At 71.1% G+C, this 19,505-nt stretch carries 18 protein-coding genes; 10 read left to right on the top strand and 8 right to left on the bottom strand.

The annotated features are described in order from the left end of the window. Nucleotides 1-10 precede the first annotated feature (10 nt). A complete protein-coding gene (locus F4560_RS32815; protein ID WP_184926751.1) occupies nt 11-262 on the top strand; it encodes a Txe/YoeB family addiction module toxin in 252 nt (83 codons plus the stop codon). Between the two features lie 34 nt (nt 263-296). On the opposite strand, the gene msrA is transcribed toward F4560_RS32815, so the two are convergent. Next, a complete protein-coding gene (msrA, locus tag F4560_RS32810) occupies nt 297-956 on the bottom strand; it encodes a peptide-methionine (S)-S-oxide reductase MsrA (RefSeq protein ID WP_184926749.1) in 660 nt (219 codons plus the stop codon). A 78-nt stretch (nt 957-1,034) separates the two neighbouring features. On the opposite strand from msrA, the gene F4560_RS32805 reads away from it, so the two are divergent. From F4560_RS32805 to F4560_RS45785, 6 genes are all read left to right on the top strand, one after another. Continuing rightward, nucleotides 1,035-1,613, top strand: coding sequence for a hypothetical protein (locus tag F4560_RS32805; RefSeq protein WP_184926747.1), 579 nt, complete (start codon nt 1,035-1,037; stop codon nt 1,611-1,613). After that, nucleotides 1,610-2,584 (top strand): hypothetical protein, encoded by a 975-nt coding sequence (locus F4560_RS32800; RefSeq protein WP_184926745.1) that lies wholly within the window; start codon nt 1,610-1,612, stop codon nt 2,582-2,584. The genes F4560_RS32805 and F4560_RS32800 overlap by 4 nt, the downstream gene beginning before the upstream one ends. Further along, a complete protein-coding gene (locus tag F4560_RS32795; protein WP_184926743.1) occupies nt 2,581-3,684 on the top strand; it encodes an acyltransferase family protein in 1,104 nt (367 codons plus the stop codon). The genes F4560_RS32800 and F4560_RS32795 overlap by 4 nt, the downstream gene beginning before the upstream one ends. Next, nucleotides 3,681-6,062, top strand: a complete 2,382-nt coding sequence (locus F4560_RS32790; RefSeq protein ID WP_184926741.1) for a glycosyltransferase family 4 protein — start codon at nt 3,681-3,683, stop codon at nt 6,060-6,062. The genes F4560_RS32795 and F4560_RS32790 overlap by 4 nt, the downstream gene beginning before the upstream one ends. A 129-nt stretch (nt 6,063-6,191) precedes the next feature. Beyond that, complete coding sequence (locus tag F4560_RS32785) at nt 6,192-7,349, top strand: hypothetical protein (RefSeq protein WP_184926739.1); 1,158 nt, start codon at nt 6,192-6,194, stop codon at nt 7,347-7,349. Further along, nucleotides 7,349-10,915, top strand: coding sequence for a glycosyltransferase (locus F4560_RS45785; RefSeq protein WP_184926737.1), 3,567 nt, complete (start codon nt 7,349-7,351; stop codon nt 10,913-10,915). The genes F4560_RS32785 and F4560_RS45785 overlap by 1 nt, the downstream gene beginning before the upstream one ends. Before the next feature lie 209 nt (nt 10,916-11,124). Here the strand turns inward: F4560_RS45785 and F4560_RS32775 are convergent, their stop codons facing one another. From F4560_RS32775 to F4560_RS32765, 3 genes are read right to left on the bottom strand one after another with little or no spacing between them, the layout of a single operon-like run. Then, the gene (locus F4560_RS32775; RefSeq protein WP_184926735.1) at nt 11,125-12,498 is read right to left on the bottom strand and encodes a glycosyltransferase family 2 protein; all 1,374 of its coding nucleotides are present in this window, start codon (nt 12,496-12,498) and stop codon (nt 11,125-11,127) included. Continuing rightward, on the bottom strand, nt 12,495-13,883 hold the full coding sequence (locus F4560_RS32770; RefSeq protein WP_184926733.1) for a glycosyltransferase family protein: 1,389 nt from the start codon (nt 13,881-13,883) through the stop codon (nt 12,495-12,497). The genes F4560_RS32775 and F4560_RS32770 overlap by 4 nt, the downstream gene beginning before the upstream one ends. A gap of 13 nt (nt 13,884-13,896) precedes the next feature. Then, a complete protein-coding gene (locus F4560_RS32765; RefSeq protein WP_184926731.1) occupies nt 13,897-15,186 on the bottom strand; it encodes an alginate O-acetyltransferase AlgX-related protein in 1,290 nt (429 codons plus the stop codon). Nucleotides 15,187-15,550: 364 nt separating this feature from the next. Between F4560_RS32765 and F4560_RS32760 the strand changes: the two genes are divergently transcribed. Continuing rightward, a complete protein-coding gene (locus F4560_RS32760) occupies nt 15,551-15,925 on the top strand; it encodes a hypothetical protein (protein ID WP_184926729.1) in 375 nt (124 codons plus the stop codon). A 229-nt stretch (nt 15,926-16,154) separates the two neighbouring features. On the opposite strand, the gene F4560_RS32755 is transcribed toward F4560_RS32760, so the two are convergent. The 4 genes from F4560_RS32755 to F4560_RS32740 all read right to left on the bottom strand — a co-directional run bounded on the left by F4560_RS32755 (nt 16,155) and on the right by F4560_RS32740 (nt 18,715). Next, nucleotides 16,155-16,814, bottom strand: a complete 660-nt coding sequence (locus F4560_RS32755; RefSeq protein ID WP_184929534.1) for a response regulator transcription factor — start codon at nt 16,812-16,814, stop codon at nt 16,155-16,157. After that, entirely contained in the window at nt 16,711-17,625 is a 915-nt protein-coding gene (locus F4560_RS32750) for a sensor histidine kinase (protein ID WP_184926727.1), read from the bottom strand. Before F4560_RS32750 ends, F4560_RS32755 begins: the two co-directional genes overlap by 104 nt. Before the next feature lie 78 nt (nt 17,626-17,703). Then, nucleotides 17,704-17,880, bottom strand: coding sequence for a DUF397 domain-containing protein (locus tag F4560_RS32745; protein WP_312869615.1), 177 nt, complete (start codon nt 17,878-17,880; stop codon nt 17,704-17,706). A gap of 16 nt (nt 17,881-17,896) precedes the next feature. Beyond that, on the bottom strand, nt 17,897-18,715 hold the full coding sequence (locus F4560_RS32740) for a helix-turn-helix domain-containing protein (protein WP_184926725.1): 819 nt from the start codon (nt 18,713-18,715) through the stop codon (nt 17,897-17,899). Between the two features lie 101 nt (nt 18,716-18,816). Between F4560_RS32740 and F4560_RS32735 the strand changes: the two genes are divergently transcribed. After that, nucleotides 18,817-19,074 carry a hypothetical protein gene (locus tag F4560_RS32735; protein ID WP_184926723.1) on the top strand — a complete coding sequence of 86 codons (258 nt, stop codon included), beginning with the start codon at nt 18,817-18,819 and terminating at the stop codon, nt 19,072-19,074. 65 nt (nt 19,075-19,139) lie between these two features. Next, nucleotides 19,140-19,466 (top strand): hypothetical protein, encoded by a 327-nt coding sequence (locus F4560_RS32730; RefSeq protein ID WP_184926721.1) that lies wholly within the window; start codon nt 19,140-19,142, stop codon nt 19,464-19,466. The last annotated feature ends 39 nt before the right edge of the window (nt 19,467-19,505 follow it).

Below are 19,505 nucleotides of genomic sequence, written 5' to 3'. Positions count from 1 at the left end.
AGGCAGGCGCGTGTGGGCCGCGCAGGCGTGGGACGCCTACCTGTGGTGGCAGACCGAGGATCGGAAGGTCCTCAAGCGCGTCAACGACTTGATCAAGGACATCCGTCGTCACGGCAACGAGGGCATCGGCAAGCCAATACCCCTGAAACACGGGTTCCAGGGGTATTGGTCACGCCGGATCACCGACGAGCACCGTCTGGTGTACAAGGTCGAGGGCGACGAGATCAGGATCGCCGCCTGTCGCTACCACTACGGGAAGTGACGGCGGATCACGCTCGCGGCCATCGTGACGGCGGCTACAGGTTCAGGCCGATCGGGCACGAGACGCCGGTGCCGGCGACGCCGCAGTAGCCGTTCGGGTTCTTGGCGTCCGACAGGTACTGCTGGTGGTACTCCTCGGCGTAGTAGAACTCCCCCAGGGGCGCGATCTCCGTGCTGATCTCGCCGTGGCGGGCGCCGTTCAGCGCCTCCTGGTAGACCTTCCGGCTCGCCTCCGCCACCTGCCGCTGCGCGTCGGACGTCCAGTACACCGCCGACCGGTACTGCGTGCCCATGTCGTTGCCCTGGCGCATCCCCTGCGTCGGGTCGTGGCCCTGCCAGAACACCCGCATCAGGTCCTCGAACGACACCACCGCGGGATCGAACACGACGAGCACGACCTCGGTGTGCCCGGTCAGACCGGAGCAGACCTCCTCGTACGTCGGGTTCGGCGTGTGACCGCCCGCGTAACCGGCCGCCGTCGTGTGCACGCCCTCGGTCTGCCAGAAGATCCGCTCCACGCCCCAGAAGCACCCCATGCCGAAGACCGCGGTCTCCAACCCCTCGGGGAACGGGGGCTTGATCCCACGGTCCGGGAAGACCGCGTGCCGGTCCGGGACGGCCATGGGCTCGTTCCTGCCCGGGAGCGCGTCGACCTGTGCGACCATCTGACTCTTGTCACGCCCGAACCACGCCATGGCATCGATCGTACGCGGCTCAGGGCACGTGGTTGATCAGCGATAATGACCCGGCACACCACCGTTGGGGGAGTACTTGTGAAGCCGGCGTCCGTCATCATCGTGCTCGTGCTGCTGAGCGCGGTCACGGTCGGAGCCTGGGTCGCCAGGCCGGACGGGCCGCGTGCCGCGCCGGTGGCCGTGGCGGCCGATCCGACCCCTCGCCTGCCCTACGTCGAGCCGCTGCCGGACCTGCTGGTCACCCCGCCGAACCCGCTGGTGTTCGAGCTGGAGGCCACGCCGGCGAAGTTCCTGGGCTCCGGTGTGCTGACCGATCCCGAGGTGAAGCTCCTCGCGGACCACGGCGTGGTGCGGATGACCGGCCGGATCACCCGCGACGCCAAGGGCACCACCCTGGGTGTGTGGCGGTTCACCGCCCGCGCGGACCCGCGACCGGCCCTGGCCGCGATCGACCGGCTGTACGAGCAGGGCGGTCACGAACTGCGGCCGACGAACCACCCGGGGCTGCTCATGCGCCACCAGGACAACGTCTTCCACGGCCACTACATCCGCGGCAACGACGTGTTCCGCGTAGAGGGCTACGGCCCCGACAGCACGTCCTCGATCTCCGAACTGACCGACCGGCAGCTCGCCCTGAGCCCGGCGGAGGGCCGATGACCACCGTGGCCACGTCCCCGGAAGCACCGACCGAGGAGCCGACGACGACCACGCCGGCCGTCGTCCTGCTGCGCGCGGCCGGCGCGGTGTTGCTGGTCTACGGCTACCTAGTGGGGATGAACAGCGACCTGGCGGCCGTCCGGGAGCTGGTGAACCGGCCGCTCGGCCTCGGCGAGGACTTCGGCCCGCTCGGCGCGATGCTGCTGCTGGCCGCCGCCGGCTACGAGAGCGTCACCCGCAAACCCTCCGTGCGACGCGTCGTGCTGACGTACCTCCCGCTCGCGGTCACGGTGCTGCTCGCGGCCGGGATGGTCACGCTCGGCGCGACGATCTGGACCGTCCCGTCCGCCGACCACACGTCACCCCTCACGCTGGTGGGCAATCTCACCCTGGTCAGCCAGCTCATCGCGGTGAAGCCGCTGCTGGTGCCGCTGGGCTGGATCGTGCTGCTGGAACTGCTCGCGTGGGCGACGGGCGCGCTGATCCGCCGCTTCACCGGCAACGCCCGAGTGGTCGTCCCCGCCCTGCACATCGCGGTCGCCGCGACCGCGATCCTGCTGGTGGACCACGACCACCGCGCGGCCACCGTCGCGGCGTTCTCCGGTGTCGTCGTGATCGGTCAGGTGGTGGCGCTGCGCGGCCGGTTCCAGTTCCTCCTCGCACCCGCCGCGTGGTCGCTGTTCGTGCTGGCGGAGCACCAGTACCCCGTCGAACTCGCCAGGTGGTGGTACCCGGTGGCCGCCGTGTACGCGGGCCTCCTGTTCACCTCGGCGGTCGTGTTCGCCGGTCCGACGGCCGCGAAGATCGCGGAGAACCGGATCGTGGGGTGGCTCGCCGACAACGCGATCTGGCTCGCGCTCCTCCAGGGCGTGTTCGGGTTCGCGGTCATGCACGCGTCGACCGCGGTCGCCGGCGTGCTGACCACGCTCGGCGCGACCGCCGCACTGGGTTGGATGGGCCGCCGCCGATGACGATCACCACGCCGGACGTTCGAACCCCGACGTCCAACACCAAGTACATGCACGGCCTGGACCTGATCCGGATCCTCGCCGCGCTCGCCGTCATCTTCACCCACTACGCGAACTGGCTGCGCCTCAACGGCCACGACTTCCCGGTGGGCCGGGCCGTGGACGGCCTGGTCAGCGGCCCGCTGCACCTCTACCGGCCGATCACCCTGTTCGGGGTCGGGGTCGGCACGTTCCTGCTGATCAGCGGCATGGTCGTGACGCACGTGGCGTTCAAGGAGACCCCCGGCCAGTTCATGGTCCGCCGTGCGGTGCGGCTCCTGCCCGCCATGTGGGTCGCCGTGGCGCTGGCGTGGGTCCTGGTCTCGAACGGCCTGCTCACGGCCAACCGCCCGCCCGACCTCGACGACCTGCCGCTCAACATGGCGCTGCTGAACCTCTTCGTCCCCGCCACGTCGTCCGTCCTGGCGATCACCTGGACGCTGGTCGTGCAGATGTTCTTCTACCTGTACGTCGCGGGCACGATGCCGCTGCTCAAGCGGTGGCCGTGGCTGCCGCCCGCGATGTCGGTGGCGCTTGTGTCGGTGCTGCTGGCGGTGATCCCGGCGAACGGCGGGCCGCCCGCGATCGGGTTCCGCATGGTGGTGACGTTCCTCCCCTTGTTCTTCATCGGCCAGCTCATCACCCTGGTGCGGGCGGGTCGTATCCCGGCCGCCGCCGGCGTCCTGTGCGGGGTCGTGCAGTTCCTGCTGTTCATCCGGGCCGACCTGGGCAGCGAGGTGTGGCCTCCCGAGGACGAGTTCCCGCGCCAGTTGCTGATCCTGGTGCTCGTGGTGCTGCTCGCCACCCGGCTGGACACCCCGCTGGTGCGCAAGCCGTGGATCGGCGCGGCGGCGAAGCGGACCTACGCGACCTACCTGCTGCACATCCCGCTCGGCTTCCCGGTGCTCGAACTGCTCACCCCGACGACCGGCTTCTGGGTGGCGCTGGTCGTGGCGCTGGCCGCCGTCGCCGTCGGGTCCGAACTGCTGTACCGCTTCGTGGAGAACCCGATCGCCCAGTGGTTCCGCAAGCGCGAGCGACAGAAGGTGACAACGAACCCATGAACGCCCCGATCGCCTTCACCGTGACGCCCGAGAGCGGGCTGGCCGCGGCGACCGTGCTGGCCCGCTCCTACGTGGAGCACCACCCGGGCCACCGGTTCGCGATCGCCGTGATCGACGGCGCGGACGGCGTCCAGACCGAGGACGGGATCACGTTCCTGGGCCCCGACCGGTTCGGGCTCACCAAGGACGAGTTCCTGGCGCTGGCCACCGCGCACACGCCGCCGCAGTTGGCCGCCGCGGTGAAGCCGTGGCTGCTGCGCACCCTGCTGGCCGACGCGCCGTCCGTCACGTACCTGAGCCCGACGAGCCTCGTGCTCGCACCGCTGCCGGAGGCGACCGGGCTGACCGTCGCACCGCACTTCCTGCACCCGGTGACGGGCCGCGACGCCGAGACGGACGAGGCGAACCTGATCGGCGCCGGCGTGCACAACCCCGGTTTCCTGACGGTCACCGAGCCGGAGCTCGCGGAGCTGTGGATCGAGGCGGTGCTGGGCTACCGCGCGATCCGGTTCGACCGCGAGGCGTTCTCCGACCAGGAGTGGTTCGACCGGGTGGTCAGCCACTTCCCGCGCACCACCGTGACCGACCCGGCCATCGGTTTCACCACCTGGAACGCGTTCGAACGGGTGGGCGTGCGGCCGAAGGTCGTGGACCTGTTCGGCTTCGACCCGGACACGCCCTGGGTGCTCAGCGAGCTGTGCGCGAACCGCCCGGCCACCCTGCTGTCCGACCGCCCGGAACTGCGCGACCTGACGGCCGACTACGCCGAGCGGCTGAACGAAGCGGGCCGCCTGGCGAAGGGGGACCTCCTGCCGTCGTGGCTGGAGGAGCTGCCGGACGGCTCGCCCATCACCACGCTGATGCGCGAGCTCTACCGGGCGGGTGTCCGAGCGTCGCGCGCACCGCGCAAGCCCGCGCCCGTGCCGCCGCACGCGTTCTCCGGCAAGGCGTTCCGCGACTGGCTCACCGAGCCCACCCCCCAGCACGGCCTGAGCCGGCTGACCGCCGCGATCTGGTACCACCGGGTCGACCTGCAAGGCGCGTTCGGGCAGCCGAGGTCGCCGGGGTTCGCGCACTGGTGCCGCACGTCCGCGATCACCGAAGGCCTGCTGCCCGAGTGGGCCGCGCCGGGGCCGGACGTGGCGCCGCAGCCGCCGAACGACCGGTTCGGGGTGAACCTGGTCGGCCACCTGACCGCGGTGCTGGGCGTCGGCGAGCTGGCCCGCGTGATCCACCAGGCGCTCAGCCGGGCGGACGTGCCGGTGGCGTCGGTGGTCGAGGACTGGTTCGTGGCCAACCGCACCGACATCGACCAGCCGGACGACGTCGGCCGCCCCGAGTTCCCGGTCAGCGTGCTGTGCGTGAACGCAGACCTGGTCCGCAGCGTGCTGGAGCAGCACCCCGAGGTGGGCCACGACCGGTACCGGATCGGCGTGTGGGCGTGGGAGCTGGACGACTTCCCGTCGGTGATGCACGAGTTCGACTGCGTGGACGAGGTCTGGACGATCAGCGAGTTCTGCCGGGCCGCGATCGCCGCGCACACCGACAAACCGGTGCGGGTCATCCCGATGCCGGTGCGGCCGACCGCCGCCGTGGACCGGTCACGCCGCGAGCCCGGGGCGCCGGTGCGGTTCCTGTTCGCCATGGACTTCAACAGCGTCGCGGCGCGGAAGAACCCGTTCGGCCTGGTCGAGGCGTTCCAGCGGGCGTTCCCGGGCCGCGACGACGTCGAACTCGTGGTGAAGGCGATCAACGGCGGGCAGCACCCGGTCGAGCTGGCCAGGCTGCGGGCCGCCGTGGCGGGCGACCGCCGGATCGCGCTGCTGGAGCGGTACCTGACCACCGAGGAACTGCACGACCTGTACGCGGGCACCGACTGCTACGTGTCGCTGCACCGGTCCGAGGGCTACGGGTTCACCGTGGCCGAGGCGATCGCGCTGGGCCTGCCGGTGATCAGCACCGACTACTCCGGCACGGCCGAGTTCGTCCCGGCGGAGCACGCCTGGCCGGTGCCGTACCGGTTGACGGCGGTCGGTCCGGGCGCGCCGCCGTACCCGCCGGACGCCCACTGGGCCGACCCCGACCTGGACGCGGCGGCGGCGGCGATGCGCGAGGTGGCCGACGACCCGGTGCGGGCCGCCGAGCAGGGGCTGAAGGCCCGGGAGCAGCTGCTCAGGCAGTGGAACTTCCAGGTGACCGCCGACTGGGTGCGGGAACGCGTCGTCGAGGCGCACGCGACCTGGCGCTCCCGCCGTGCGGCGCCCGAGCCGGTCGCGCCACCCCGGCCCTCGCCGTCACAGCGGGTGGTGCCAGTGTTGCGCAAGGCCGCCGTGCACGCGCTGACCCGCTACGACCGGGTCCGCGGCCGGGAACGCTGAGCCGACCAGAGCAATGCCCGGCAACGTCGGTGGTGCGGCGCATCACGACTTGGTGGTGCCCGACCCGGCCATGTCACGACCCGTGCACAATGGCCACGATCGCATGAACCGCAGAAAGGGGCTGCCGGCGTGAACTGGCAGGATGAGCTGCGCAAGCTGGATGAGGAGCTTGCGTCCGGCCGAGTCTCGGCCGACGAGTACCGGACGCGCCGCGACCAGGTGCTGGCATCGGCTCATGCCGTTCCGCCGATTCAGCAGCAGTGGCAGGCGAACCCGCCCACGGCGCCGGCCCAGCAGCAGGGGCAGCAGCCGCCGGACAGCGCGACCCAGTACCTGCGGCCGGTCGCACCGGACGCCGGCCAGGGCCAGCCGCCGAACCCGGACGCCACCCAGGTCGTGTCCGGTGGCAGACCGGCGGCGCGACCGCCCCAGGACGTCGACCGCACGCAGGTCGTCCCCGGCGGTGGCATGCAGCCGCAGCCGCAGTACGGCCAGCCGTCGCCGCCCCACGGGTTCTCCGCGCAGCAGCCCCCCGCCTCGCCGTGGGGCAGTGGCGACACGTCCGCGCCGTGGGCGACGACGTCCGGCGACAGCTGGCTGCGCCAGGGCCCCGAGGTGTTCGACGAAACGTCCGGCGGCGGCGGCAAGAAGGTCCTCGCCATCGTCGGCGTCGTGCTCGTGATCGCCCTCATCGGCGGCGCGATCTGGTTCTTCGGCATCCGCGAATCCTCGACGTCCGCCGGCGGCGGGACGACCACCTCCGCAGGTACCGATTCCAGCGCGGCGCCCACCACGACCACCACCGAACCGCCCATCGACCTGATCCCCGCACCGCCCGGCACGCCGAACCCGGCCAACGGCGTCGTGCCGGTGGCCGAGGCGGTCGAGGCGAAGATCCTCACCGCCGAGGAAGCCACCGCCGTGGAAGCCGCGGGCATCACCGAGGTGAGCTTCAAGGGCGGCACCGCGGCCGCGTTCACCCACGACACGACGGTGTTCGAGGCCGAGGACGCGGACAAGGCGGAAGCCTTGGCCGAGGCGCTGGTCCAGCTCCAGACGAAGGCCGGCATGGTGCCCGGGGCCAAGGGCGTCATGCCGCAGAGCTCGACGGTCCACCAGCTGGTCCGCAAGGGCCAGCCGGGCTTCTACCGCTGCGTCTACGTCACCGGCACGAAGGTCGTGCGCATCGGCACCGTTCAGACGCCGATCGGCGTCGACGACAAGGAACTGATCAAGAAGTTCCAGGAGTTCGGCGGCACGGTCGTCAAGGAGTTCCCGATCAGCTGATGGACGGCGGACCCGAGTACGCGGACGGCGCCGAGGACGAGGTCCTCACCCGACTCCGCGCAGCCCAGGACGTGAGCGCCGGCTCGGCCGAACTGGCTGCCGGCCTCACCGACTGGGAGCTGACCTACCACTTCTCGCCGCAGCGAACCGCGCTGCTCGCGCCGCTGAACGTGCACGACGGCCTGCGCGTGCTGGACATCGGCTGCGGCAGCGGCGTGCTCACCCGCGCCCTCGGCGAGACCGGGGCGCGGGTCGTCGGTGTGGAGGGCACGCCGTCGCGCGCCGCCGCGGCGGCCGAACGCTGCCGCGACCTGCCGGACGTGCGGATCGTCGCGGGCGACGCGTCCGGTCTGAGCCGCCACGGCACGTTCGACCTGGCGCTGCTGTGCGGGGTGCTGGAGTACTCGCCGGTCTACGGCGACGGCCCCGCCGCGATGCTCGCCGACGTGACCGACGCGCTCGCCGACGACGGTGTCGTGGTCATCGCGATCGAGAACCAGCTCGGCATCGGCTACCTGCTCGGCCAGCCGGAGGACCACCACGCCGCCGCGTGGATGGGGCTGGCCGACTACCCGGCGCCGGGCGCGAAGACGTGGAGCAAGGCGCGGTTGCACGCGATGCTCGCGGACGCCGGCCTGACCGCGCAGCGCTGGCTGCTGCCGTACCCGGACTACAAGCTGCCGAGGGTGATCCTCGACGAGCGGGTGCACGACCTCGCCGACGCGTCGGACGTGGTGGACAAGCTGGTCCGCGACCCGCTGCTGGGCGTGTTCCGCGGCTCGTCGGCGGCGGTCGCGGTGCGGTCGCCGCACCGGCAGGCGGTGGCCAACGGCTTCGGCGCGTCGGTCGCGCCGTCGTTCCTGGTGATCGCGGGCCGCACGCCCGAGGCGGTGGCCAAGGCCGCGCGCCCCGATCTGGGGTGGCTGGTCAACGCGCAGAGGCTGCCGGAGTGGCGGCGTTCGCGTCGGCTGACCGAAGACCTCCGGCTGGCCGAGTCGCACCGGACGGGAAGCGCGGCCGGGTGGCTGCGCCAGGAGCCGACGGCGGACGAGCCGCTGCTGTCGGGTGCGCCGCTGGACCGGTTGCTGCTCGACGCGCTGGCCGAGCACGACCTCGACACGACGCGTGACCTGCTCGATCAGTGGCGTGCCTGCTGCACTGTCGACGCGCGGCCATTCGCCGACGACGAGACCCACCCGTTCCTCCCCGGCCGCCCGGACGTGCCGGTGCTGCCGCCGGACTGCCTGGACGTGCACCCCGGCAACGTGATCGTGCTGCCGGACGGCACCCCCCGGCGGATCGACCTGGAGTGGCGGGCGGGCGTCGGCGTGGACGCCGAGCTGGTGCTCGTGCGCGCTCTGGTCGAGTTCACCCGTGAGGTGTTGCGCTGCGGCGCGGCCCACCCGTGGCCCGCCGAGACGTCCATCCGGCAGTTGGTGGTCCACCTGGCCACCCTGATCGGGCTGGACGACGCGGCCCGTTCGCGCTGGTCGGAACTGATCGACGCCGAGGCAGCCCTCCAGGAACTGGTCAGCGGCACCCGCGCGACCGACGTGCGGGCCGCGTTGGACACCGACGTCGAAGCGCCGGGCCGGATGCGGCTGTGGGAGCGCGGCGGCCTGGACGAGGTCCGCGCGCTCGTCGCCGACCGCGAGCGGCTGGCGGTTGAACTCGCCGAGGCACAGCAGGTGGCGGCCCAGGCCCACCGCGAGGTCGCCGAGACGCGTCACGTCCTGGCCGACGCGCACCGCGAGGTCGACGAGGCCCGCGAAGAGGTCGGCGCGCCGACCGAATCGCTGATGGACGCGGTCCGCGCGCTGCGCGAGGAGCACGCCGAGGCGGAACGGCGGCTGCGTGCCGAGGTCGCCCGGGTGGACGAAGAGTTCGGCCGGGCGCTCATGGAGCTGGCGTCCGCCGAAACCGAGCGGGCAGAGGTGGACCGGGAGCTGGCCGCGCAGCGCACGGCCGCCGAGGAGCTTGCCGCGGAGAACGCACGGCTGCGCGCGCAGCTGGACCGGCTGACGTCGTCGGCGCTGGTGCGCGCGGGCGAGGACTTCCTGTGGCCCGCGGCACGGCTCGCCCGCGGCACGCGTGACCTGTTGCTCGGCCGTGGCGGGCAGGAGCCGGACGGTGTGCTGCGCCGCGTCGGCAAGCGCGTGCCGGCGGTGACGCCGTTGCTGGCGAGCCGGGTGCGGCCGGTCAGCCGACGGGACGACCGGCTGATGTACGCGGTGGACGTGCCCGCGACGGTGAACGTCGGCCGCGGCCAGGTGATCGACCTCGAGGGCTGGGCCGCGCACGCCGATGTGCCGGTGCGCCAGGTCGCCGTGGTCGCGGACGGGCGCAGGTGCCCGGCGACCACCGGCCATCCCCGGCCGGACGTCGCCGCGGCGATCGGTGGTGAGCCGAACAGCGGTTTCCGGGTTCGGGTGCCGGTGCGCGAAGGCCTGGTGCCGCTGGAACTCGTCGTCACGCTGGTCGACGGCACCACGCTCCGGCGTGAGCTGCCCGCCGTGCGCGGGCGCAGTTCGGACACGGACACGGCCCCGGTCGAGGTGAGCTGGCCGGCCGACGGTCCGCGGGTCGCGATCTGCCTGGCGTCCTACCGCGCGCCCCGGCTCCACTTCGCCGAGCAGGTCGAGTCGATCCGCGCGCAGACGCATCCGAACTGGGTGTGCGTGATCAGCGACGACGGCTCCGGCGACGAGGGCGTGGCGGTGCTGCGCGACGTGGTCGGCGACGACCCGAGGTTCGTCATCGTCGAGCACGACGAGAACGTCGGCTTCTACCGGAACTTCGAGCGCGCGCTGTCACTCGTGCCCGCGGACGCGGACCTGGTCGCGTTGTCGGACCAGGACGACCTGTGGGACGCGGACAAGCTCGCCGTGCTGGTTTCCCGCTTCACCGACCCGGCCGTCCAGCTCGCCTACTGCGACATGCGGTTGGTGGACGGCATCGGCGAGGTCGTCGCGGAGAGCGTGTGGGCGAACCGCGTGAACCAGTTCACCGATCTCGAACAGCTGCTGCTGCTCAACACGGTGACCGGCGCGGCCAGCATGGTGCGCGCCGACCTGGTCCGGGAGCGGGTGCTGCCGCTGCCACCGGGGACGCTGAGCGCGTACCACGACCAGTGGATCGCCGCGACCGCGCTGTCCGTCGGCACGATCTCGTTCGTCGACCGGCCGTTGCACTCCTACCGGCAGCACGGCGCGAACGTCACCGGCTGGCAGGTGCCGCGCCTGGCCGACGGCCTGCCCGGACTACGCGGCCTGGCCGCCGCGGGCGTCGGGGTCGGGGTCGGGCGGATCGCCGCGCGGCAGGCGGAGCTGGACCACATCACCGAGCACGAGTTGCGGCGGATCGCGCAGTTCGCGGCCGTGCTGCTGATGCGGAACGACGACCGGCTCGCGGTCGAGGACCAGGCGCGGTTGTCCCGCCTGGCCGAGGCCGAGCACCGGTTGTGGCCGCTGGTCCGGCTCGCGCTGGAGGGTGAGGAACGGCCGCAGACCGCCGGCGCGGAACGCCGACTGCTCGCCGCCGCCCTGCTGCGTCGCGCTCAGCGCTGACCGATCGGCGCTTCGATCAGTGGGCTCGGTCGGCGGGTTCGGTCGGCGGGCTCGGTCGGCGCTTCGATCAGTGGGCTCGGTCGGCGCTTCGGTCGGCGGGTTCGGTCGGCGCTGACCAACCGCGCCGACCCACCGGCACTGACCAACCGGCACTGACCAACCGGCACTGAGCCACCATGCCGAGCCGCTCGCAGCGGGAACAGCCGCGATCAGCCGGTCGGCACCACCGTGCACTCGATGAGCACCTTCGCCATCGCCGCCCGGAACTCCGCCGCCACATCAGGGTCCGGCACGACGTGCGCCGGCCGTCCGCTGACCCGCCGCGCCCACAACGAGTCCTCATCGTCCCTGCACGACACGACCTCGGCCCACTCCAACAACGTCGAAGCCGCCGCCCGCGCCTCCCCCGCCCACACCGCGTCCTCGCGCGCGCGAGTCGCGGCGAACCGCTTCTCCCACTCCTTGTGCGCCAACGATCCGAGGTCCAACGCCCGCACCGCGGTGGGCTGCCACTCGGTCACCTCGGTCGCGGACACGTCCGTGCCGAGCGCCACGACCACGTCGTAGTGCCCCACCCGGTCCCGGCTCCACGCCTCGAAGTCGTCGGCCGACTCGACCTCGACCCCGGTGGCCCGCCACCGGGCAGCAGCCGCGTGCTCACCGTCGGACACCAGCAAGGTGATCGCGGCGGCCGGATCGGCCCGGCGCCACTCGGCCACCATCGCGGCGGCCCGCCCGTCCTCGGGATCGGGCACCCGCGACGCCATCAGCAGCACGCGGACCGACGCGGGCTGATCACGTAGCCACCACAACCGGTGCGGGTGCTCGTGGACACCGACCGACGGCGGCCGGAGCGCGAGGTCGTCCGCCCAACGCCGGCGGAACACCTCGCGGTTGATGTCGGACAGCTCCTCGGCCCGCTTGGTCGACGACGTGCCGTGCCGCACGTGCAGGACGTGCGACGACGGCTGCACCCACACCTGCCACCCGCGCGCCCGCAGCAGGAACTGGAGGTCGACGTCCTCGTAGTAGGCGATGTGGTACTCCGGCGAGAACCCGCCGACCTGATGGAACGCGTGCCGCCGCAGCACCAGGCAAGCGGCCGACGCGTAGTCGACAACCCTGGGGTACAAGGAAGTCACGTCGGTCCAGCCGTCACCCCAGCCCCGGCTGTACGCGTCACCGCCGAGCAGGCTGCCCGCTTCCTGGACCCTCCCGTCCGGGAACACCATCAGCGGCGCGACGGCCGCCGCGGCGGGGGTGTCGTCCAGGAAGTCCAGCAGCGGTTCGAGCCACCCCGGCGTCACCTCGACATCGGCGTTGAGGAAGCACACGAACTCGGTGCGCGAGTGCTGCACCCCGAGGTTGCAGCCCGCGCCGAACCCCAGGTTCTCCGCCATCCGCACCACGGTCACGCCGGCGAGGTTGTCCTCGAGCCACTGCCCCGTGCCGTCCGGGGACGCGCTGTCCACCACGACCACCTCGTACGGCACGTCGGTGTGCCGGGCCAGCACTTCGAGGCAGTGCTTCGCCAGCTCGCCGCCGCCGTACGTGACCATGACGAACGTGACGCGGGGGGTCATCGCAGCCGCCCGTACGCGCCACGCACCAGCCGCGTCCAGCGGAACAGCTTGGTCGCGCGCATCGCGGCCAGCTCCCGCCGTTCGGCTTCCAACTGGGCCAGGACTTCGCGGTGCCGCTCGGCGAGTTCGCCGTGCAATCGGCGTTCCTCCGCCAGTTCCGGACCTCCGGGACCGGCCTCGAGCAGCCGTTCGGCCAGGATGTGCCGGTCCGCGACGATCCGATCCCGCATCCGCTGCTGGGCCAGGCGAAGCGCCCGGTTCTCCTCGACCAGCGCCGCCACGCGAGACGTGACGCAACCCCCGCGTGCGGCGAAAGCCCGCTCGGCCGCGACGGCCACCGCGTCGAGGTGTTCGTCCAGCCGCCGCACCGCCTTGGGCGAACGGTCGTCGTCGTCTCGCAGCGTGCGCCGGAACGCCGCGGCCAGCCCGCTGGGACGTGCCACCACGCGGTCGGCGGACGCGAACTGCTCCACCGCGGCCCGGTCCGCGCCCTTCGGGTCGAACAACACCCAGCGACGCCCGTACGCGTGGGAAGCGGCGGCCACGTGCTCGTCGGCGGCGATCACAGCTGCCGCGCCGGACAGCACCGCGAGCCGGTCCTCCAGCACCGTGTCCGAGGGCACCGAGAACCAACCCGTGTCGGGTGGCACGGGAGCACCGGTGGACAGCAGCACGACGTCGCCGATCGCCAGCAGCTCGGCGGTCTTGGCCACCGCCGGCCGCAGCGCGGTGAACGACGTGTGCGGCACGTGGACCACCAGGTAGCTGCGCCCGTCCGGCGGCAACTGCCCGAGCTGGCGCAGCTGCTCCGCCCTGATCCGCATGTCGCTCGTCGGCAGCAGCCGGTCCACCAGCAGAGCCGGGCTCGGCACCACGGTCACGTCCCGCGACAGGCCGGCCGCGCGGAGTCGGTCCCGCGACACCTCGTCACGCACGGAGGCGGCCAACGGCTGCCGCGCCATCCACTCGACCAGACCCGCGGGCACCTCCTCGGCGACCCGGACGGCGACGCACAGCGCCTCGGGTTCCACGCCGAGCCCGCCGGTGAAGAACTCTTGCGCGGGAACGGGCTCGCCGTACCGCCCGGACAGGTCCGCGCCGAGCGGGAACGACGGCGCGGCCACGTTCAGGTGGTGAGACTCGACCAGCTCCCGCACCCGGCCGGGGGTGCGCTCGCCCAACGGCTCGGCCACCAGGCCGCCGTCGGCGCGCGTCGGCCTGGTCCAGCCGAACGGCGCCAGCGTGCGCACCTGCCAGTCGCCGAGCCGGTGCCGCAGCTCCCGGACGAGGACGCGGGCGGCGATCTGGTCACCGAGGCCGGGCAGGTCACTGCCGCACCACAGCCCGATGGTTCCGCCTGACGGCTTGGGGGGAAGTTCGCGCACGTGAGGACTCTACTCAGCGAGGCTGCCTGGCGAGTTCGGCTTTGAACGTTTCGAGGTGCCGGCTCGACATCACCGCGCTGTTGCCGGACAGCATGTTGCGCTCCACGACCTCGATGACCACCACATCCGCCCCGGCCATCAGCTGACCGGTCGGCTTCGGGTCGCTCGCGGCGGTGTTGAGGTGGACGAACGTGAAGTCGGTGAAGGCGGCCGACATGTAGGAGGCCAGGGGGGTGGCGAACGAGTCGCCGATCATGGCGACCTTGGGCCGCACCATGCCCGTGCCCGCGGTCTGGGTGGAGCGCTGCGGCGTGGGGAACGGCTCGTTCAGCTTCTTCTCCCGCACGGTCTTGCCGTCCGGGGCCAGCTCGTAGTGGTTGATCATCATCTTCCCGGTCCGGCCGAGCAGCGGCGGCAGGCCCGCGTTGGTCTCCGACGACCCGGCCGGACGGAAGTCCCAGGTCTTGGTGACGCCCGGCTGGACCTGCTCGGCGACGGCGCGGACCAGGACCAGGCCGCCCTCGGTCGTCCAGTGCGAGTCGAGCTGCTGGTAGACCGGCTGCTTGCGGTTCTCGGCCTCGGCCTTCAAACCGTCCCGCAGGTCCAGCGCGCCGGTCTTGGCGGAGACCGACTGCCAGAACGCCTCCCGCGCCTTGGTCGAGCACTGCGCGCCGAAGTACTTGGAAGGCAGGTTCTCCGGCACGGTCGTCACCTTGTCCGGCGCGACGACGAGCACCAGCTTCCGGCCGGACGACTCGATCAGGGTCCGCAGCGCCTTGAGCCGGTCGAAGACCTCCGGGACCGGCAGCAGCGGCTCGCAGGCGCGCTCGATGTCCTCACCCAGGTAGAGCCAGTCGCCCTTGCCCTCGATCGCGCGGACGTAGGCGGTGGGGTCGGGCCGGTCCAGCGACGGGTCCTTGGGCGGCAGCGGGATCGGGCCGTTCGGCTCCTGGTGCGGCGGCTTGGCGACGGGCGGCGCCTCGCCGAACACGCCGCGACTGATTCCGTCGGAAGCGGCGACGGCGTGATCCCGAAGCGGGATGTGGTCGTTGGCCCAGGCGTTGAGCCCGGTGAAGAAGCCCCAGCCGTCGGTGACCGACGGGAAGTCGGCGAGCTTGCGGTTCTCGAACTCGGCCGGGCGGACGCCGACGATCAGCATCAGGGCCGGCGCGCAGAAGAAGAGGATCGCCATCGTCAACGCGGGGCGCTGACGGCTGCTGTGCCGGGGTCGGTAGAGCGCGTGCTCACGGGGAAGCAACGACTCGGGCACCGCCGGGAGGCTCTTGGGCGGGTCGATGCTCACGCTGGACAGCGTAGCCGGCGTCGACGTCACTCGTTGGTGGTTCACACGAAGGTTGGGATTGGCGGGCTGATGATCGTGCAACCCCGCACGCATGGCAGACGTCTCTTCGGGTAGCAAGACACCCGATGCAGTGGAGGAACAGGATGTGGCCCACTGTGAGCCTGGTCACTTTGGGCGCACTCGCCTTTATAGTGCGAACCGTTCGGGCGCTGCGATCCGTATCGAAACGAGATGACGGCGGATCCCATATCGAGACCGCCCCACCGGCCTAGTCCCTATGGCGGATTGTCCGCTTGCCGTACGATCATTTCGGGTCGTACGACCGGTACCTGCTAGGGGACCTCAGAACAGAGGTAGGTGCGTCATGGATCTCGCACTGAGCAAGGTCATCGAGCTGCGCGAAAGCGGGTTCCAGTTCCTCCACCTCCGGGACGAGGACGGACAGCTCGACCGAATCATGGCGTTCAAGCAGCGCAGAGGGTTCATCGACTCGATCCTGTTCTGGTCCGAGACGGAGGCCCGCGCGGGCCGACTGCCCGCCGTGCGGGACAGCCAGCGGGCCGCTCAGGCCGTGTGGATTTACGAGGGGCCGCTGGTCGAGGCGGTGGACCGGTTGCTCGACCTGCCGGAGCCGGGCGCGCGCAACGCGCCGACGTTGATGCGGCAGACCGCGTCCGACCTCGCGCTCGTGACGACGCTGCCGTTCAAGCTGAAGCTGCCGCCCGGCGCTATCGCCTAGGCACCCCTATAGGGGGCGGACATCTTCCGTTAACCTCACCCGCCGCACACACAATGCGGCGGGTAGCGGCGTTATGGTTACCGTCTGTGATATTTTCGGCCATTCCGCAAGATTTTCGCGGGCACTTCGCACCCACTTCGCAGCCGCTTCGAAGTCTCTCCGATGTCGCGTCGAAGCAACGGCCGAGCGGCATTGCGGGGTACCGCGCAGGGTGCCGAACAATGAATATTCACCCTCGCCGCGGTGAGACCAATCCTGATTCGTAGGCAAGCACGACGAGTTGCGCGCGGTCCCGCGCGCCCAGTTTCGTCATCACCCGACTGACGTGCGTGCGCGAGGTGGCGGGACTGATCACCAGGTGCTCGGCGATCTCGTCGTTGGACATGCCGGCGGCCACGAGCGCCAGGATCTCGCGCTCGCGCGCGGTCAGCTCGCGGAGGGCCTTGGGGTCCGGACGGCGGTGCTCCGGTCGGTTCGCGAACTCCTCGATCAACTTTCGGGTGACACTCGGTGCGAGGAGGGCGTCACCTTCAGCGACCACCGTCAGGGCGTGCAGCAGCTCGACCGGGTCGGTGTCCTTGAGCAGGAAGCCCGACGCGCCCGCGCGCAACGCCTCGAACACGTACTCGTCCACGTTGAACGTGGTCAGCACGAGGACCTTCACGTCCGGCAGCTCGGCGCAGACCTGCCGGGTGGCGGCGAGGCCGTCGGTGCCGGGCATCCGGATGTCCATCACCACGACGTCCGGGTGGTGCAGGTGTGCCTGCCGGACGGCTTCAGCGCCGTCACCGGCCTCGCCGACGACCTCGAACCCGTCCTCGGTGTCGAGCAGCAGGCGGAAACCCGCGCGCACCAACGCCTGGTCGTCGGCCAGCACCACTCTGATCACCACGAACCTCCCACGGTAGGACTGCCCTGACGGCGAAGCCCTGGGCCGATGGTCCCGCATCCAGCGTGCCACCGAGCGCTTCCACCCGTTCCCGCATACCTCTGATACCGCTGCCCGCGCCCTGCGGCGCCTGGTCCCTGCCGGTGCCGCCGTCGTCGCCGCCATCGTCGGTGATGGTGAGGACCAGGGCGTCCTCGGTGTGCTCGAACGAGATGACGATCTCGGACGCGTCCGACGCGTACCGCATCGCGTTGGTCAACGCTTCCTGCACGACGCGGTAGGCGGCGGCGTCGACGGGAGCCGGCAGCGTGCCCGGCGTGCCGACGACCCTGGCCTTCGGCACGGGCTTCACCAGCTCGTCCAACCGGTCCAGGCTGGGCACCGGCGTGGTGCCCTCGCCGGTCCGGAGCACGCCGAGCGTCGCCCGGAGATCGTCCAACGCGTGACCGCTGGCGGTTTTGATGGCCTTGAGCGCTTTGACGGCCTCTTCCGGTCGCCGGTCCGCGACGTGCGCCGCGACCCCGGCCTGGACGTTGATCATGGCGAGGCTGTGCGCGACGACGTCGTGGACTTCACGCGCGATCCGCAGCCGTTCTTCTTCCACCTGGCGGCTCCGCTGTTCGAGGACTCGGGTGCGGCGCAGGGAGAGGACGGCGATGGCGGGTGCGGCGATCAGCGGACCCCAGTGGCCGGTGACGTAGTAGAGCCAGGTGGACACGCCGGTGATCGCGATGACGGCCACGGGGAAGCGCTTGCGCCAGATCAGCGGCACGAACGTCGCCGCGAACCAGACCCACGCCAACCACGCCATGGAGATGAAGGTACGGGTCGGCGGACGGGTCGGCGTCAGCTGAAAGGCGGTTCACGCACGTACGTCAGCCGACGTACATCAGGCGTCGTACGAGCCGTTCTTGACCGCGGTCAGGAAGCCGGACCAGTTCGGGAGCGCCACGGTCGGACCGGACGGGTTCTTCGAGTCACGCACCCGCGCCGACCGGCCCGCCAACGCGACCTCGACACAGTTGCCGTTACCACCGTTGTTGCTACGGCTGCTCTTGCGCCACACGGTGACACCTCGATCTCTATCGCTCAGCGGCCAGCCTCCCGATCCACTCGGCGGACTCTTCAGGGGTCAACGCCGACTTCGAGAGGTGGGTGAAAGTCAGCCTAGCAACCTTGACCTTCGACGGATCCTCGATGTGTTGCGAGCCCGCGGCGTGCTCGACGTACAGCACCGACCGGTCGGCTTTCACCGGGAAGTCCAACACGGTGAACGCGCCACGCTGGCCGTCGTTGAAGCCAGTCCGGTGAGGCAGGACTTGAACTGTCACGTTGGCCAGATACCTCCGCTCGGTCAGATGCAGCAACTGCGCCTGCGACGCGTACATGAGGGCGCTCTCCATGATGATCGCGTGCAGTGTCAGCGGTTCAGCGGCGAGCAGTCGCTCCTGCCGGAGCAGCCGGACCTCGATCTGGTTCGCGATCCACCGCTTCGACCGCTGCACCCGCGCGGTCGCGAAGATGGATCGGATGTAGTCGGCGGTCTGCAGGAGCCCTGGCAGGTAGGCGACCTGGAAGTCGCACACCTTCGAGGCGTCGTGTTCAAGGCTGATGTAGCCCTGATCCTCCAAGTCGTACTTGGTCCACCAGCCCTTCTCCAGCGCCCGCGCGTACATCTCCATGTACGGCTCCCACTGGGAGACGGGCACCCCGTAGATGTCGAGCATGGCGCGCATGCCGTGGTAGTCCGGCTTCTGGCCCTTCTCGATCCGGCTTATCTTGCGGTGGTCGTAGTTCAGCCGGTCGGCCGCCTCCAGCTGTGACAGGCCCGCGCGTTGGCGCAGTTCCCGGAGCACCTCCCCCAGCCTGCGCATGCGATGGGTCGGCTCGTTCCTGCTCACCCCGGCACCACCTCCCGTGATCACTTGACCGCGCAACGCTACGGCGGCGGAAGCAGCGGGTGGGAATCTCAACCGGGGCTTCCACCGCGGACCGTTGCTCCATGACGGACACGGCCTACCTGCACCGGATCGAGTACTTCCGGCGTCAGCGCAACGGCTCGCTCCTGTGCGAGCACGTGGAGACCGTTGACGACCACGGCTGGTACATCGCGCGTGGCGAGGAGTGGCGGGCTCACTACACGCGGGGGTGTGCCGAGGAGTTCCTGGCACGGCAGGACGCGCAGCCGGGCGTCTACTCGGTGGCGGTGTGGCGAGGGCCGACGCGCGTCTGCACAGTCGGGCTCCACTGGACCGGGTGAAGTAGTCCACTCGCACGGATTACCGAGCTTGAATCAGGCCTCCTGATTACGACACTTTCCCGCCCATGAACCTCAGGAAGACCATCACGGGGGCCGCGGTCGCCCTCGGCGGCGCCGCAGTCATGCTCGGCCTGGGTGGCACCGCTCAAGCTGCCGAGATCGGCGCCGAAGCCCGGCCGCAGCTGGACACGGAGCCCGGCAAGATCGCCACCATCGGCGACATCACCCGCATCGACACCGAGAACCTGGCCGACGGGATCCGCACCGTGGACCTCGACGTCACCGACCCCGAGAGCGCGGTCGAGAGCCTGGCGGGTTCCGCCCGGGACACCCTCCAGGACAAGTCCGGAGAGCTGCCGACCGTGGAGACCGGCGTCAGCCTGGGTTCCTGACGGAGCCACCCGAGCCGGAACGGTCCCGGCCCCCTCCCC

The organism is Saccharothrix ecbatanensis (genome assembly GCF_014205015.1).
GTDB classification, from domain to species: Bacteria; Actinomycetota; Actinomycetes; order Mycobacteriales; family Pseudonocardiaceae; genus Actinosynnema; species Actinosynnema ecbatanense.
The sequence above is the reverse complement of the archived record's forward strand: the minus strand, read 5'-3'. Positions and strand labels throughout refer to the sequence as shown.